The sequence below is a fragment of the Enhygromyxa salina genome, from assembly GCF_002994635.1.
Lineage (GTDB): Bacteria > Myxococcota_A > Polyangia > Nannocystales > Nannocystaceae > Plesiocystis > Plesiocystis salina_B.
The window spans coordinates 459,276-474,022 of record NZ_PVNL01000135.1; the positions used below are offsets into that span (position 1 = coordinate 459,276).

Sequence of the window (14,747 nt, forward strand, 5' to 3'; positions counted from 1 at the left end):
AGAGCAATGACCTGCTCACGCCGCGTTACCATCCCCCACCTGCTCACCCTTGCCCTCGCGCTCGCCGGCTGCGGCGACGAAGGCTCCAACGCGGAACTCGGCAACACCGGCGAGACCGAGACCGAGACCGACGCCGGTGAGGCCGAAGGCGGATCGGGCGACGGCGACGGCGATGGCGATGGCGATGGCGATGGCGATGGCGATGGCGATGACCCTGGCGACGGCGACGGCGACGGCGACGGCGACGGCGACGGTGTTGGCCTCAGCGCGCTGTACCCCAACGACGAAGGCATCGGCGAGCACCCAAGCGTGATCTTCCACTCCGACTTCGAGAATGGGTTCGCCGGTTGGGACTCCTACACACAAAACTCGGACCGGCTGAACGTCGATGAAGAGCCGGACCTGGCGAACGGCGGGAGCCGTTACCTGCGTGCGTCGATCACTCGCACGATGCTCGAGGACCAACCCTACATATCGGCGCAGGCCCGGGTGACGTTCGAGCCCGAAGACGAGCTGTACTGGCGCTTCTACGCCCGGTTCGAGGGCAACACCGCCCCACCTCACCACTGGGTGCGGACCATCGCCCTCAGCGACGACTACAGCGCCGACGGCCACGCCGGCTACGCGCCCGAGGGCGACGGTGGATTCTGGTTCGACTTTGATGTGCTGACCAACGACACGTTCAAGTTCTACACGTATTGGCACGAGATGCGCTCGTGGATGTGTAACGACGGCAGCACCGATCCCGGGTGCGCAGGGTACAACGGCCCGAGCGACACCCCCCACTACGGCAACAATTTCCACTACGCCGAGCAACAGAGCTTTCCCCGCGATCAATGGTTTTGCCTCGAGCTACACGGCAAGGCCAACGAGATCGATGCCTACGGAGGCGAGCTCAGCTTCTACCTGAACAATGAGCTCGCCGCCGACTACCGGACCGGCACCCCGAATGGCCGGTGGCTGCGCGAGAACTTTTACACTCACGGGCAGTACTACGCCGACGAGGGCCCGTTCGAGGGGTTCAACTTCCGCACCAGTGAAAATGTTGGCTGGCGGCTCGTCGTCCTCGATGCCTATTACCAGAAGAACACCCTCGACCAGAAAGAGGACAACGGGTATCCAGTTCAGGAGACGCAGACGATCCTGTACGACGACGTCGTCGTCGCCCGCGAGCGGATCGGCTGCAAAGTGACGCCCTGAGCCGGCTTCGCGCGCGAAGTCGGCGTCTGCGATGTGCAGCTCACTCTCGTGCTTGTTGCTGCCGTACGGGCCGATGTCGAACCACGCACGGCGCAGCCCGTTCATGTCGCCCGTGGTGGCCCTGGCGCAACGCGTTGGTCACTGGATCCCAGAGCTTGACGACGGAGCCGAAGACGACTCGCGCTGAGCTGACAAAAGCTGATCGTGGTGCGGCAACAAACGCCAGCCCAAGCCTAGAAGCGCCTGAAGCCCATGGCGTTGCTGATGGAAGGCGACAGCAACCTTGACCCGGCGTCGAAGCTGGTCGGCACCGAGCGGCCCTGGCGGGGGAACGAACACGTCGATCTTCACGAACGTCTGCTCGTCGATCAGGTTGAAGCTACGATGATTGAGGATGGCGTCGAGGGCCGTCGCCTCGTCGATGTAGAAGTCTGCTTCGAGCGAACGCGCGAGCGCGGACGCGTGGGCCGGGCGAAGCGCTGCGATGAAGTCGACGTCGTTGGTCGACCTCGGCTCGGCGTGCATCGAGCTGGCGACCGAGCCACCGACAGCTCACTCGACCCCGAGCTTGTCGAGCTCGGCGCTGAAGCAGTCGATCGTCTGTAGGATGTCTTTGGCGAAGCTCACGCTGGCGTCGTCGCCGGTTCAGGAGGCGTAGTCTTGGGGAGGTCGGGGACCAGCTCCTTGCCGTACATGCGCTGGGCCAGCAGCCGTCGCAGTTCCCGCTCGGACGCGTCCGGGTGTTGCGTGCGAAGACCCGCGATCGCCATGAGCCAGGACATCTCCGTGAGCGCGAGCACCCGCCGAAACTTCTCACGTGGAGTCATCCGCGCGTAGATCTCGAGCATCCGCGCGCGAACCTCGGGTGAGGTGTCGGACAGGCCGGCCATTGAACACGCAGCCTAGCAGGCTTTCGCAGCAACCAGACGCGCCAGCGGCTGCAGTCGCTTCGCCGCCAAGCCGCCTGTGGGGGTCATACCCAGCCCCCTTCCAGGGGGCCACACATGCGGTCGCAAACATCCAGCCCGATGGGAGCGAGCGAAGCGAGTGACCGCGAAGTGCGAAGCCGCCTGTGGGGGTCCTAAACTCGCTAGCCCACGAACGCGCGGCTGGGCGTCCACAGCACCCGGGTGCGGGCCGGCTCGGCGACCGTGGGTGCGCTCGCGCTGGGCTGCGCAACCGGCTGGCTCGCGCTGACCCGCTTGGTCGCCATGACCTGCTCGGCCGCAGCGACGATCTTCTCGGGGGAGACCACGATGTGATGCTCGAGGTTGACGTTCTGCGGAATCCCCGGGACGGGGTCCTGCCCGAGCACGCGCGTGACGACCGGCTGATCCGCCATCGCCTCGATCGTGTGGCCTTGTAGCTCGCGGCCGATGCTGGCGAACACCCGATCTTCGTGCACCACCAGCAAGCGGCCGGTCTTGCGGACCGAGGCCAGCACGGTGTCCATGTCGGGCGGAACGATCGTGCGCAGATCGATCATCTCCACGTCGACGCCGCGCTCGCTGAGGGTCTGGATCGCCTCGTACACGAACAGCGTGCAGCGGCCCCAGGTCACGATCGTCAGATCGCTGCCTTCGCGGCGGACGGCGGCCTTGCCCAGCGGCACGCGAAAGTCGGTGGGCAGGTCCGGGATCAAGCCCTGCATGCCGATCGCCCGCTTGAGCCGCTTGATCTCCTCGGGGTCGCTGGGCTCGCCGGGGAACGCGTCGCCCAGGGTCATGCGGTACAGGCCCTTGGACTCGAACACCACGACCGGCCCGGTGTACTCGGCGGCCGAGCGCAGCATCCCGTAGAAGTCGCGCGAGGTCGTGGGCGCGATGATCGTGAGGCCGGGGATCGAGCCGTAGAAGCCCTCCATGCACATCGAGTGGTAGATCGCGCCGCCGTGGAGCGGCTCGACGGGCAGCCGCGCGATCACGTTGGCGCGCACGGTCCCGTTGGTCTGCCACAGCAGGTTCCCCATGTAGACCAGCCAGTGCAGGGTGTTGAGGCTGTAGTCCGAGAACTGGATCTCGGGCAGCGCCGTGGCGCCCTCGTGCATCGCAAACCCGACCGCGGTGCCCAAAATCAACGGCTCGTTGATCGGCGCATCGCGGACTTGCTCGGGGAACCGGTCCCACAGGCCCTTGGTCGCCTGCATCACGCCGCCGCGCTCGGCCACGTCTTGACCGTAGATCCACGTCATCGGGTTCTGCTCGAGAATGTCGCGCATCGCCGCCCGGATCGCGCCGTTGAGCGAGATGACGGTCTCGCGACCGACCAGCGGAGCCTCTTCGGCCTCCGGGTACGGGTCGTAGATGTGCTCCCAGATCGACTCGGGCGTGGGCTCCGGCTCGGACTCCGCGATCCGCATGGTCTCGAGGATGTAGTCGTCGGCCTGCTTGCCGACCCGGCCGAAGTCGTGGCGCTTGTAGTAGTCGCCGCGGGTCTCGTCGTTGCGCCGGACGATGTCCTGAGGCTCGAGGATGCCCTGCTCGACGAGCGCCTCGCCGAAGTCGTTGATGCAGTCGTGCGCGTCGAACGAGAAGTTGTAGATGCCCGCGTTCGAGTGGCCGTTGAGGCGAGACAGACCGCGGATCCAAAACAGCGCCGGGCGCTGGTTGTCGCGGCAGAAGCTCGCGGCCGCCTTGGTCACCTCGTACATCTCGATGAAGTTGTTGCCGTCGGCCGTGAAGAACTCGAAGTCAAACGCCTTCGCGTAGGCCTGCAGGTCCCGCAGCCCGCGGCCGTCCTCGGGCTTGACGCTGATCGCAATGCCGTTGTCGGTCACGCACAGCAGCAGCGGCACGTCGAGGATCGAGGCCCCGGTCACGCCCTCGTGGAAGTCGCTCTCGGCCATGGTCCCGTCGCCGACGATCGCGACAGCGAGCCCGTCGTCGTGGCCCTTTTGGCGCATGCCGTGGGCGTAGCCGACCGCCTTGCCCAGCTGCATCCCGAGCGCGCTCTGGGCCGGCAGGATGTTGAAGCGCGGGTCGTTGAAGTGCGCCGTCATCTGCCGGCCGCCGCTCCATGGATCCGTGGCCCGCGACAGCTGCTGGCGCATGTGATCGAGGTGAAAGTCGTCGTAGCCACGCAGCCGCGACCACAGCGAGATCAACCCCGCCGACCGGTAGTGCCCAGCGATCCCGAACGCCTCGACGTTGGCGACCTCGTTGTACGCGATCGCCTGGGCCGCGCCGTGCAGCTCTTCGCCCGGGCCCCAGATCGAAAATTTGATGTTGCCCTTCGAGCACTCCTGAACCACGCGCTCGACGTGGCAGCGAGCCATGCACATCTCGCGATACGCGAGGCGCAGCAGCTCGGGGGTGAGCGTGGGGTGGTCTTGGAGCCTATCGAGCGGGTATTTCGCGGCCATGTTCACCTGGGGTGAGGCCGCAACGTAAGCGATCTATGGCGTCGCTTCCAGGTTGTCGGTTGCCCGCAGCGCAGCCACGCGTGAGGGAGCTGCGCGAAGCTTGGTGCGCATGACAACCCTCAGCGCTGAACCTTGGCGTCGCACTGCAGCTTGCCCTGAGTGAACAGCGTCGGCTGCGTCAGCTCGCAGCTCTCGGCGCTGATGAACTCTTTGTCGGCGTGCTTGGCGGTCCACCGGATCTCGCACACCGCCGCGCAGTCGAGCTCGGCGATGCTGGGGCCGGCACCGGCCGCGACAAATGCGTCGAACTCGGCCTTGCTCAGCTCCGCCTCCAGCGTCTGGATCTTGCTGGGCAGCGCGATCAGCCGCAGCCGTCGCGCGAGCGGCTGGCGCTGCGCGTCCGTCGTGGGGCCAAGCTGGGCCTCGCTGCCCAGCACCCACAGCACCGCGCGCGACAGCCCCATCTGCGGGTGACGAGCGCCGACGTGCACGCCCGCGAAGAACAGGGCCGCGACGAGCAGGCCGGGGATGACGACCCAGCCCAGCAGCCAGCCGAGCTTGCTCGAGGACTTGTCCGCGGCGCCGTCCGAAGACTTGCCCGCGGCGCCCGATGGTTTGGCGGTTGTCTTGGCCATCTCAGGGCTGCTCGCTGGGTTCGGGTTTGGCCGCGGGCTTCGGCTTCGGCTTGTTGGGCTTGCGCTCGCCGGGCTTGGACTCGGGCTCGTCGGTGCCGTCGCCCGGCGTCGCCGAGCTGGCGAACGGTCGGCGCTTGTTGAAGACGACCTTGCCGCGGTTGTCGGGGTCGAGGATTGGCGCGGCGCCGGGCGGCGGCGCGGTGTCGCTCATGAAGCTCTCGGCCTGCGAGACCGGCTCGGCGCCGAGCAAGCCCGCGAGCGCGCGGAGCATGTTGCGATAAAAGCGATCGGTCTGGGCGAGGTCGGCGAACACGAGCGCGTGGTCGCCATGCTCGGCGCCCACCCAGCGCGTTGGCTCGAAGCCCTGCGGCCGGGGCCGGGCGAGCATCCCCAGGATCACGTCGGCGCCCTCGCGGTCGTGCTCGGTCAGGGCAGCGAGCAGCGCGTCGACGTTGGCGTCGGTCGCGAGATCCCAGATCACGACGCCGTGGAGCTGCACGTCGACGCCAAACAACACCTCGAAGCTGGCGTGGGTGGCGTCGACGAGCTCCGCGATGTAGCTCAGCCAGTCGTCGCGGGCGATGACCAGGGCCGGATCCACGAGGACCTTCACCCGCACCACCCGGGTCTCGTCGAAGCGCGACCGCAGCTCGGACCCGACCGGCTCGGCGGTAGCGGTGAGCAAGCCGCTGACCGAGGCCGCGGGCTCCGTGGTCGGCGGGTCGATCGTGGGTGGCGGCTCGGGCTCGTCCCCGGTGTCGGTGCCCACCTCGGTCAACGAGGGATCCGGTTGCTCGGGCTGCGGTTGCTCGGACCCGCTGGTGCCCCCACTCGAGTCGCCTGTGTCTGGCTCGGCGGTGACCTGATCCGGCGTCTCGCCGCTCGTTGGCTCGGCCGCGCCGCCTGCAGCCGCGTCCGACTCTGGCCCGTCGAGGCCCAACCACTTGGCCTCGAGCGTCTGCACCCGATACGAGCGCGACGCCCCGCAGTACACGCCGCTGGCGAAGATCAGAAAGATCACCAGCAGCGGCAGGCCAGCGAGCGCCGCGAGCCGGCCCGCGACACGGAGTCGAGATGTGCCGCCGCGAGACGCGGGCTTCGGGGGGGTGTCGACCATGTGCGGCGCGGAGTATAGCGCGCCCGTAGCCGGGGACCATTTACGGCAGCGCCACCACGCACTCGGCCGGTCCGCGGCAGCGGATCGACAGCTGTTTGGCGACGCACCTGGTCAGCAGACTCGCCAGCTCGCGCACGGGTTTGCCCTCTCCTTCGTCGGCTCATCGCACCAGACGTCGTAGGCGGTGGTGCCGAAGACCTCGGGAGCCCCTCGAGGACCGCCTCGTCTGTGACGAGGACTCGCAGGGCGAACCAGGGGAGACGGTCGCAGTGAAAGTCCTCGTTCTCGCGCGTCGGGTCGTAGCCGTCGCGCAGCGCGGAGGCCTCGTCGTTTCACTCGTCGGTTGCTTCGGGCCACCCGGCGCTCGAGCGCCCGTGTCCGAGAAAGTTCACCCGCTCCACGTGCTCCGCGACGTGCTCGCGGCCCCCCTCCTCGACCAAGACCTGGGTCGAGTCCGGGTGTACCCCGGACGCCGAGACGATGAGCCGCTCATTCGTCAAGCTCTTCACTGCATCTCCGAGCGATTGGAGCGAGACGTCGAGCGAATTGGAGGCGACCTCGAAGCGGCCCACCGGCCGCTGCGGGGAACGCAACACTGCGCCCCCGAACGCAGCACCCGTCTGACACACGTTGAGGCGTTGCTCGCCCCTGCACCCCGCTCCCTGGCTTACGCTTGGGTCCTGACCTTCTCAGGTCACCGCTTTCGAACCCACATCCTTTTTGGGGGCACACATGACCACGAAAACCGGACGCACCGTCGCAGGGGGTATCGCGCTAATCGCTACCCTTGCAGTCACTGTCTTCTTCGCCGGCCTCGCCATCGAGCACGGCCTGTCGCTCTACCGCGACGGGCCCGAGCTGGAGGCGGTCGTCAACGCCTTGCTGACCTCGCCGAGCTTCATCTTCGGTGAGGGCTCGATCCGCTACGCGAACGAGCACTACCCGGTCGAAGCCCTGAAGATGGCGTTCCACATGACGCTGGGGGGCACCGCCCTCGGGCTCGGAGCGCTGCAGTTCATCCCCGGCATGCGCCGACGGTTTCCTCGACTGCACCGGTTCGGCGGCGTCGCGGTCTGGGTCACGACCACTGTGTCGATGATCGGCGCGATGGCGTATCTGACGGTCACGCCGATGACGGCGACCGCGTCCGGCCCTGGCTTCTGGCTCGCCCTCTGGGCCCTGGCGCTGCTGACCCTCGGCCTCCTGTCCCAGGCCATCATCACCGTTTTTGCTCGCGACTTCCGGTCCCACATGGTCTGGATGGCGCTGGTGTTCGCGGCGCTCGGCACCGCGCCGATGCTGCGGCTGGACTGGGTGGTCTTCCACTACCTGCTCCCGCTGGATCACGAGCACATCAACCTCGCCGTGACCGGGTTCGTGTTGCTGCAGACGATCGCTGTCATGGCGTGGTGGCTCGCCACCTTCGGCGCGCAGGAGCTTCCGCCGCGCAAGGTCGCGCCCACGACGGACCGCGCCCCCGCCCTCTTGATCGTTGCGGCAGTCGCCGCCGGCCTGGTCCTCCTTCACGAGGGGCTCCTCGCTCCCTACGGCCTCGACGCGCTCGGTGACCTCCGCGACGCGTCGGACCGCCTGACTCCCCTCGGTGGCGCACTGGCCAGCCTGCCGACCTTCGCGGCCCTCGCCCTGCTGCCGCGCGCATCTCGTGCGGTGATGGGTGGCGAGCGACTGCCTCTGCCCTTCACCCTCGTGGGCCTGCTCGCCGCAGTCGGCTGGATCGTCGCCGGCGCGACCATGACAGGTGACACGCTCGCCCGGGTCGGTGTGGCCGCATGCTGGATCGGAACCGGCGGCTTCGTGCTGCTCGCGCTCGTTGCCGCCACTGTCTCTCGCGCGGACGGGTCGGCCCGTGGGTGGGCATGGATCGGCGCGGCGACCTTGCTCACCCCCGCTGTGTGGCCGGCAGCCCTCGCGCCCGGGCTGCTCGTGGGCGCCTCCTTCGCCGAGTCCAGCTACGGCGCGCTCATCGTCGCCTCGAGCCTGACCGCCGCCGGTGGAGTCGTGGTCGGCTTTGGTGCGCGAGTCTTCGCCCCCAGTCGGGCGCTCCAGTCTATTCGGCGGCGGCGGGACGACTGGCTGCGGAGTCGACGATTGCGATCACCGCGGCCCCACCCGCAACCGGGGACCATCTACGGCAGCGCCACCACGCACTCGGCCGCGTCGCCAAAGTTGTAAGTGGGGACCTCGGCGGCGTACAGCTCCGACAGGGATCGGTAGGTGAGGTAGCCCGAGCCGTCGAAACACTCGTCGAGGCTGAGATCCCCGTGCAACATGTCGCCCTTGCCCTCGACCTCGGTGATGGTCCCGAACGCGCGCCCCTCGTTGGTCGGCGTCCAGACCATGTCCAGCTGCATGCGCTCTTGCTCGGGCCCGCTCCAGCCGTAGGGGTACGTGTCCCACTCGCCCATCAGCGCGAGGTGGAAGCTGCCCGACCCGTCGGCCGCCTTGTGAAACGCGTAGGTCTCGTCGCTCTCGAAGTGATCGTCGTCCAGGTAGCCCGTGCGGTTAGCCACGAAGCCATCGAAGTCGAGGTCGATCCGCTTCTCGCCCGTGTCGACGTTGCGCTCGAACTCGATGTTGATGTCGCCCGCGTAGCTCCACAGCAAGGTCAGGTCGAGGTCTGGGAAATTCTCGATCGTGTCGAAGTCGATCCGCATGTTGCCAAACCGAAGCTCGTCCTCGACGGTCAGGCTGCCCTCGGCCATGATCTCGAACTCGTCCGCGCTGGTGGTGCCCTTCGGCGCGACGAGAAACTCGAAGCTGGTGTCCATGTCGGTGCCGTTGATCCGAACCAGCCACGCGACGTCGCGGCCGCCCTGATCGTCGAACGGACCGTAGATCCGCCAGGTCCCGTCGACTCCACTCTCGCGGTGGTTGCTGAGAAACTCGACGACGTAGCCGCTGGTCTCGACGACCGTCGTGACCCAGCCGTTGACGTGCTCGGTGGTCTCGTTGATCAGCCACCACGCGTCGCCGTGAATGTCATCCGCTCGAAACCCGCTCGAGGGGATCTCGATGCGGACGTCCTCTTCCTCGAAGAACACGCCATCGTAGCCGCCGAACAGGCAGCCGCTGGTGGGAGCGACGGTTGCGAGCAGCACACCGACACCGAGCAGGGAGGGGAGGAGCGAAGTCTTGCGGGCCATGAGTGACGGTACTTACGAATCTCGCGCCAGATAGGACAATCTAACTTATTCCAATAATTTCAAATACTTGGCGGTCAGATCCGATGTCGGTGGGTGTCGCAACTCGGCAGCCGTTGTGATTCGCAACGTGGTCAGGCACCACGATCTCTCGCGCAGTGACTAAGAGTCGTCGAAGCACGCGAGGTCGGTGGGCAGCAGGCCGAGCTCGGCGAGCGAGACGAAGCTGTCGTCGGCGATGACGATGTGATCGATCACCGGGATCCCGAGAAACAGGCCGACCCGGACCATCCGCTCGGTCAGCAGCACGTCGGCCTCGCTGGGGGTCGCGTCGCCGCTCGGGTGGTTGTGGGCGAGCAAGCAGCTGTGCATGCCCGAGCGGATCAGCGGCCGAAACAGCTCGCGCGGGTGGACCTCGACGCGGGTGAGGGTGCCGACCGCCACCGTGCGGACCAGCCGAACCCGCTGCCGCGCGTCGAGACCGATCACCACAAAATTTTCTTGCGACGCGCCGTGCAGGATCGAGCGCAAGAACAGCTCGGCGTCGCGGGGGGTGACCAGCTGCCGACCCCACGACAGCTCGATGCGATCGATGCGGCGCTTGAGCTCGACGGCGGCCGCGAGCGCGGTCGCGGACGCGTCGCCGATCCCGCTGATCTCGCGCAGCTCCTGGGGGCACGCGCGCGACAGCCCAGCGAGGCCGCCGATTGCGTCGAGGACCGCCCGAGCGCGGTGCAGGGCGCGTCCACCACCCAGCAACAGCGCGATCAGCTCGACGTCGCCCAGCACCGCCGGGCCGTACAGCAGCATGCGCTCGCGGGGCCGCTCGAGCAGCGTGCACGGCTCGGGTTCGGCGTCGGCGTTCTCGGCTTTCGGGGTGGACTCGAAGGTGGAGAGATCAGGGGCGAGCTCGAGGTGCATGTCCGGGTGTAATTCGAGGCTCGTGCCAGGTGGGAGGGCTGTGATCTCGGGTACTTGTGCGTGTGTGCGTGCACGCGGGTGGCCCGTAGCCGGGACGGTGGCCCGCAGGCGGGCCACTTGGCCAGGCCCTGCGCTTCACTCGGTGAACCCAGAACTTGGCCGTCGAGCGACTTCCAGACCCGTGCATACTCGCGGTGTGACTCCGGCACAGTTCGTCGAGCAGTTCGGGCGCGCGCGCGTGTCCGCGATCCTTCGGGCCAACGATCAACGCAAGGCCGAGCAAGCCATGTCCGCGGCGATCCGCGGCGGCTTCGAGATCGTCGAGTTCACGCTGACGACCCCCGGCGTCTACGAGCTGATCACCGAGTTCTCCCGGCGTGAGGGCGTGATCGTTGGCGCCGGGACAGTCCTCGAGGTCGAGCAGGCCCGGCTCGCGGTCGAGGCTGGCGCGCGGTTCTTGGTCTCGCCCGTGGTCGACGAGGCGGTGATCGCCGCGGCCGGGGCGTTGGGGGTCGCGGCGATGCCCGGCACCCACACGCCGACCGAGATGCTCCGCGCGCATCGGGCTGGCGCGCAGCTGTGCAAGCTGTTCCCCGCGCCCGCGGGCGGGCCGAGCTGGCTGCGCTCGGTGCTAGGGCCGCTGCCGTTCTTGAAGGTCGTGCCGACCAACGGGATCGACGTCGACAACATGGATCAGTGGTTCGCCGCGGGTGCGTGGGCCGGCGGGTTCGTGGCCAGCTTGTTCGGCTCCGACATCGACGCGGGCAACTGGGACGCGATCGAGGCCCGGGCCCGGGCGATCGTGTCTCGCGTAATATGATCCGACCCATGCCTCGATCCTTGCTTGCGCCCGCGCTCGTGCTGCCCGCGATCCTGCTCACCGGGTGTCCGGAGCCGCCACCCGCAGGCGGCCCGCCCTGCGACGACGACCTCACGTCTTGCTCGGACGACACGGCCAAGTTCGTCGAGGACCCAAGCTGCGAGCTCAGCGGTGATCTCGAGCTGCAGTTCGGTGAGGGCCAAGAGGAGTTCTCGCCGCTCGCGGCGGATCAGCCCGCGGAGGTCCACAGCGGGTTTCAAGGCGGTCAACACCTGTGGCTGGGCGTGCGTGTCGTCAACGCCGACCTCGAGCGGCCGCTGCTCAAGGTCCGCATCAGCATGACCTACTGCGAGGAAAATTGTGACGACCCCGGCAGCTGGCGAACGGACATCGTCCGTGAGCTGGTCGCGGACTCGAGCACGCTGACGACCACCAGCGAGGGCTGGTACGAGCTGAGCAGCGTGCTGGTTCAGGTCTTCAACTGGTCGTTCGCCGCCAACCAGCGGATCGAGATGCTGGTGACGGATCCCTGCAGCCGGCAGGGCTACATTCTCCACGAGACCAGCGAGTAGCCCCGGGCCCAGCTACGGCACGCGCAGCAGGCTGTCGAGGGTCGCGCGGCTGATCGAGTGGTAGCCCGGCCGAGCCTTGGCGTAGATCGCGTTGGCCTGCTTCCACCCCTCGGGCGTCTGCGTCAGCGCCCGGTAGATCGGCGTGAGGAACTTGCGCCGCCCAACCTCGATCAAGAACGACTCCATGCGCGCGTACGCGGGCTCGTAGCGGTGGCGCGCGGCCATCTCGAGCCACTCACCAAGGATCTCGGCGTTGCTGGACTTGGTCAGCTCGAAGGCCTGGTCGAGCTCGCCCATCTGCTCCGCCCCAGCGGCCGGCGGCAGCGAGCGCAGGAAGTGCAGCCAGTGCCACGGCGTCCAGCCCTTGGCACGGATCTCTTTGGCCTGAAGCTCGCCCGCGCCGAACCGCTCGGCCTCGGCCTGAACCAGATCCAGCGGCTCGGCCGAGGGCTCGGGCGCGTCGTCGGGCAGGCCGGCGCCGTCGATCCACTCGGCGAGCGGCGGGTGGTGATGGCCGTCGAGCACCGGGTGCTTGCCGACCAGCTCGATGCCGACAAAGTCGATGAAGTCGGGGGTCGAGACGCTGCCGAACGCGTGGGTCGTGAACCACTTGCGCAAGAACTCGTCGAACACCTCGCGCCCGTAGGCGTGCTCGAGCGCGACCAGCAGCAGCGCGCCCTTTTCATACGGCACCCCCGAGAAGGCCTGGTCAGGATCGATCCCGCGCAGATCCTGAGCGAGCCGCTGAAAGTCGGGCTTGTCGCCCATCTGCTCGGGGTCGGTCAGCTCGTCGACCAGCTCGCGCTTGCCGATCACCGCCTCGATCGCCGCCCGCTCGGTGCCGTAGATCTGCTCGATGATCCGGCGCTCGAAGTACACGGTGAAGCCCTCGTTGAGCCACAGGTCGCCCCAGGTCTTGTTGGTCACCAGGTTGCCGGACCACGAGTGCGCGAGCTCGTGGGCGATGACCGAGACCAGCGAGCGATCGCCCGCGAGCAGCGTGGGGGTCAAGAAGGTCAGGCGGGGGTTCTCCATCCCGCCAAACGGGAACGCGGGCGGCAGCACGAGCACGTCGTAGCGACCCCAGGCGTAGTCGCCGTAGAGGTGCTCGGCCTCGGTCAGCATCGCCTCCATGTCGGCGAACTCGTCGGCCGCGGCCGCGACCACGGTTGGATCGGCCCACACCGCCGTGCGCGGCCCGACTTCGCGGCGCTCGAGATCACCGACCGCGAGCGCGATCAAGTACGCGGGCACCTTCTGCGGCATGACGAAACGAAACGCGCGGGTCGCCCCGTCACCGGCTTCGCCCGCTTCACCGGCTTCACTGGACAGCTCGCCCAGCTGCTCGGCGGCCATGACCGCGGTGTACTTGCGCGGAACCACCACGACGGCGTCCCAGGTCGCGCGCACGCCCGGGCTGTCTTGCGACGGCATCCACGAGCGGGCGTGGATCGCCTGGGACTGGCTGTACAGGTAAGACGCCTGCTTGCCCGCGGTCTGCTGGGCCTCGAGCCACTGCAGCCCGGTCGCGCCCGGTCGGGTCGCGTAGCGCAGCTTGACCGCGTTGGCCTCGGGCGGGAGGTCGATGAAGATCGGCGCGCCGAAGCTCGACTCGGTGTTGCCGACCTCCCAGCTGGTCTCGACCCAGCCGGCCGCGTCCGCGTCACCCGGGGCGTTGCGGACCTGATCCAGACCGAGCTCCGGGGCCCCGAGCGGACCCGGGCTGGCATCCAGCGTCATCGCGTAGGCCTGCTTGATGTCGAGGTCGCGGCTGTCGAGGACCAGCGGCGCGGTCTTGTCCACGCGATCGAGCAGCAGCACCGCGTCACCGGTCAGGGTCTGCGCGTCGAAGTCGACGACCCAGTTGAGCCCGACGTGAACTACGCGCACTTGATCCGGGCGGCTGAAGGAGTGCGGATCGGGGCCGGCCGCGAGCAGGCTCGGGGTCGGGTTCGTCGCTGGATCAGTCGCGTCGTTGGTCACGGCCTGCTCTGTCTGGTCGGGCTTGGGGTCGGGCTTGGCCTGGACCTGCGGCGCGGGCTCACTCTTGCAGCCGGTCAGCAGCACCACAAAGGCCAGCGCGAGGCGAGGTTCGGGCACGAGCACGGCCGAGTTATACCGTGACGTATCATCCTGCCAATGCGCGAGACGATCCAGCCGCAATTCGTGGAGCGTTACGGGCCCTGGGCGCTGATCGCCGGGGCCAGCGAAGGTCTCGGCGAAGCCTACGCGCACGCGCTGGCGCGGCGTGGACTCAACGTGATCCTGATCGCGCGGCGCGAGCAGCCGCTGCGGACCACGGCCTCGGCGATCAGCGAGCGACACGGCGTCGAGGTTCACACGCTGGCGCTGGATCTGGCCGACCCCGAGCTGCTCGAGCGCGTGCGCGCGGGCGTCGGCCCGCGCGAGGTTGGCCTGCTGATCTACAACGCCGCCTACTCGCGCATTGGCGGGTTCTTCGAGCAGACCCTGGAGGACAAGCTGCGCATGCTCGACGTCAATTGCCGGGGTCCGATCGTGCTGTGTCACGAGCTCGGCGCCGCCATGCGAGCGCGCGGGCGCGGCGGGATCGTTTTGATGAGCTCGATGGCGGGCATGCAAGGCACCCCGCGCCTGGCCGTGTATGCCGCCAGCAAGTCGTTTGATCTGATCTTGGCCGAGAGCCTGTGGGGTGAGCTGAAGGGCGCGGGCGTCGACGTGCTCGCCTGCGTCGCAGGAGCCACGCGCACGCCCGGGTTCGAGGCGGCCGCGAGCACGGCCCAGGGCCCGGTCATGGATCCCGCCCAGGTCGTCGAAGAGGCGCTCGCCGGTCTGAGCTGGCGGCCGAGCACGCCAAGTATGATCCCGGGCATCGCCAACAAGCTCGCTTCGCTGCTGCTCGCGCGGCTTCCCCGGCGGCGCCGCGTGCTGATCATGAAGGCCGCGCTCGGCGACAGCGCGTCTTGAGGCCGAGCGGGTCG

The 14,747-nt window shown here is 68.1% G+C and carries 14 protein-coding genes; 6 read left to right on the plus strand and 8 right to left on the minus strand.

Annotation, left to right across the window (positions count from 1 at the left end):
* Nucleotides 1-6: 6 nt before the first annotated feature.
* Both ENSA7_RS36145 and ENSA7_RS36150 read left to right on the plus strand, forming a co-directional pair.
* A complete protein-coding gene (locus ENSA7_RS36145) occupies nt 7-1,200 on the plus strand; it encodes a hypothetical protein (RefSeq protein ID WP_106093966.1) in 1,194 nt (397 codons plus the stop codon).
* 252 nt (nt 1,201-1,452) lie between these two features.
* Nucleotides 1,453-1,806: a hypothetical protein gene (locus tag ENSA7_RS36150; protein ID WP_106093967.1), complete on the plus strand. Its 354-nt coding sequence runs from the start codon at nt 1,453-1,455 to the stop codon at nt 1,804-1,806.
* A 17-nt stretch (nt 1,807-1,823) separates the two neighbouring features.
* Here the strand turns inward: ENSA7_RS36150 and ENSA7_RS36155 are convergent, their stop codons facing one another.
* From ENSA7_RS36155 to ENSA7_RS36175, 5 genes are all read right to left on the minus strand, one after another.
* On the minus strand, nt 1,824-2,090 hold the full coding sequence (locus tag ENSA7_RS36155) for a hypothetical protein (protein WP_106093968.1): 267 nt from the start codon (nt 2,088-2,090) through the stop codon (nt 1,824-1,826).
* A 200-nt stretch (nt 2,091-2,290) separates the two neighbouring features.
* Nucleotides 2,291-4,561 carry a thiamine pyrophosphate-dependent enzyme gene (locus ENSA7_RS36160; protein WP_106093969.1) on the minus strand — a complete coding sequence of 757 codons (2,271 nt, stop codon included), beginning with the start codon at nt 4,559-4,561 and terminating at the stop codon, nt 2,291-2,293.
* 119 nt (nt 4,562-4,680) lie between these two features.
* On the minus strand, nt 4,681-5,196 hold the full coding sequence (locus ENSA7_RS36165; protein ID WP_106093970.1) for a hypothetical protein: 516 nt from the start codon (nt 5,194-5,196) through the stop codon (nt 4,681-4,683).
* A 1-nt stretch (nt 5,197) separates the two neighbouring features.
* A complete protein-coding gene (locus tag ENSA7_RS36170; RefSeq protein WP_106093971.1) occupies nt 5,198-6,313 on the minus strand; it encodes a hypothetical protein in 1,116 nt (371 codons plus the stop codon).
* Between the two features lie 332 nt (nt 6,314-6,645).
* Nucleotides 6,646-6,885, minus strand: a complete 240-nt coding sequence (locus ENSA7_RS36175) for a hypothetical protein (RefSeq protein ID WP_106093972.1) — start codon at nt 6,883-6,885, stop codon at nt 6,646-6,648.
* A 160-nt stretch (nt 6,886-7,045) separates the two neighbouring features.
* Between ENSA7_RS36175 and ENSA7_RS36180 the strand changes: the two genes are divergently transcribed.
* Nucleotides 7,046-8,506 (plus strand): DUF2306 domain-containing protein, encoded by a 1,461-nt coding sequence (locus ENSA7_RS36180; protein ID WP_106093973.1) that lies wholly within the window; start codon nt 7,046-7,048, stop codon nt 8,504-8,506.
* On the opposite strand, the gene ENSA7_RS36185 is transcribed toward ENSA7_RS36180, so the two are convergent.
* Together ENSA7_RS36185 and radC are read right to left on the minus strand one after the other, a co-directional pair.
* Nucleotides 8,461-9,477: a hypothetical protein gene (locus ENSA7_RS36185; RefSeq protein ID WP_106093974.1), complete on the minus strand. Its 1,017-nt coding sequence runs from the start codon at nt 9,475-9,477 to the stop codon at nt 8,461-8,463. The genes ENSA7_RS36180 and ENSA7_RS36185 overlap by 46 nt on opposite strands.
* Nucleotides 9,478-9,636: 159 nt before the next feature.
* The gene (radC, locus tag ENSA7_RS36190) at nt 9,637-10,395 is read right to left on the minus strand and encodes a RadC family protein (protein ID WP_106093975.1); all 759 of its coding nucleotides are present in this window, start codon (nt 10,393-10,395) and stop codon (nt 9,637-9,639) included.
* A 196-nt stretch (nt 10,396-10,591) separates the two neighbouring features.
* On the opposite strand from radC, the gene ENSA7_RS36195 reads away from it, so the two are divergent.
* A complete protein-coding gene (locus ENSA7_RS36195) occupies nt 10,592-11,215 on the plus strand; it encodes a bifunctional 4-hydroxy-2-oxoglutarate aldolase/2-dehydro-3-deoxy-phosphogluconate aldolase (RefSeq protein ID WP_181234444.1) in 624 nt (207 codons plus the stop codon).
* An 8-nt stretch (nt 11,216-11,223) separates the two neighbouring features.
* Nucleotides 11,224-11,787, plus strand: coding sequence for a hypothetical protein (locus ENSA7_RS36200; RefSeq protein WP_146158542.1), 564 nt, complete (start codon nt 11,224-11,226; stop codon nt 11,785-11,787).
* Nucleotides 11,788-11,799: 12 nt separating this feature from the next.
* On the opposite strand, the gene ENSA7_RS36205 is transcribed toward ENSA7_RS36200, so the two are convergent.
* Nucleotides 11,800-13,893 carry a M1 family metallopeptidase gene (locus tag ENSA7_RS36205; RefSeq protein ID WP_181234445.1) on the minus strand — a complete coding sequence of 698 codons (2,094 nt, stop codon included), beginning with the start codon at nt 13,891-13,893 and terminating at the stop codon, nt 11,800-11,802.
* Nucleotides 13,894-13,926: 33 nt separating this feature from the next.
* Between ENSA7_RS36205 and ENSA7_RS36210 the strand changes: the two genes are divergently transcribed.
* Nucleotides 13,927-14,733 carry an SDR family NAD(P)-dependent oxidoreductase gene (locus ENSA7_RS36210; RefSeq protein ID WP_106094095.1) on the plus strand — a complete coding sequence of 269 codons (807 nt, stop codon included), beginning with the start codon at nt 13,927-13,929 and terminating at the stop codon, nt 14,731-14,733.
* Nucleotides 14,734-14,747: the final 14 nt, after the last annotated feature.

What these genes read in the sequence shown, in the direction of transcription:
- ENSA7_RS36210 (WP_106094095.1), top strand. Translation starts at nt 13,927, where the DNA reads ATGCGCGAGACGATCCAGCCGCAATTCGTGGAGCGTTACGGGCCCTGG.
- ENSA7_RS36185 (WP_106093974.1), bottom strand. Translation starts at nt 9,477, where the DNA reads ATGGCCCGCAAGACTTCGCTCCTCCCCTCCCTGCTCGGTGTCGGTGTG.
- ENSA7_RS36155 (WP_106093968.1), bottom strand. Translation starts at nt 2,090, where the DNA reads ATGGCCGGCCTGTCCGACACCTCACCCGAGGTTCGCGCGCGGATGCTC.
- ENSA7_RS36180 (WP_106093973.1), top strand. Translation starts at nt 7,046, where the DNA reads ATGACCACGAAAACCGGACGCACCGTCGCAGGGGGTATCGCGCTAATC.
- radC (WP_106093975.1), bottom strand. Translation starts at nt 10,395, where the DNA reads ATGCACCTCGAGCTCGCCCCTGATCTCTCCACCTTCGAGTCCACCCCG.
- ENSA7_RS36200 (WP_146158542.1), top strand. Translation starts at nt 11,224, where the DNA reads ATGCCTCGATCCTTGCTTGCGCCCGCGCTCGTGCTGCCCGCGATCCTG.
- ENSA7_RS36145 (WP_106093966.1), top strand. Translation starts at nt 7, where the DNA reads ATGACCTGCTCACGCCGCGTTACCATCCCCCACCTGCTCACCCTTGCC.
- ENSA7_RS36165 (WP_106093970.1), bottom strand. Translation starts at nt 5,196, where the DNA reads ATGGCCAAGACAACCGCCAAACCATCGGGCGCCGCGGGCAAGTCTTCG.
- ENSA7_RS36150 (WP_106093967.1), top strand. Translation starts at nt 1,453, where the DNA reads ATGGCGTTGCTGATGGAAGGCGACAGCAACCTTGACCCGGCGTCGAAG.
- ENSA7_RS36170 (WP_106093971.1), bottom strand. Translation starts at nt 6,313, where the DNA reads ATGGTCGACACCCCCCCGAAGCCCGCGTCTCGCGGCGGCACATCTCGA.
- ENSA7_RS36160 (WP_106093969.1), bottom strand. Translation starts at nt 4,561, where the DNA reads ATGGCCGCGAAATACCCGCTCGATAGGCTCCAAGACCACCCCACGCTC.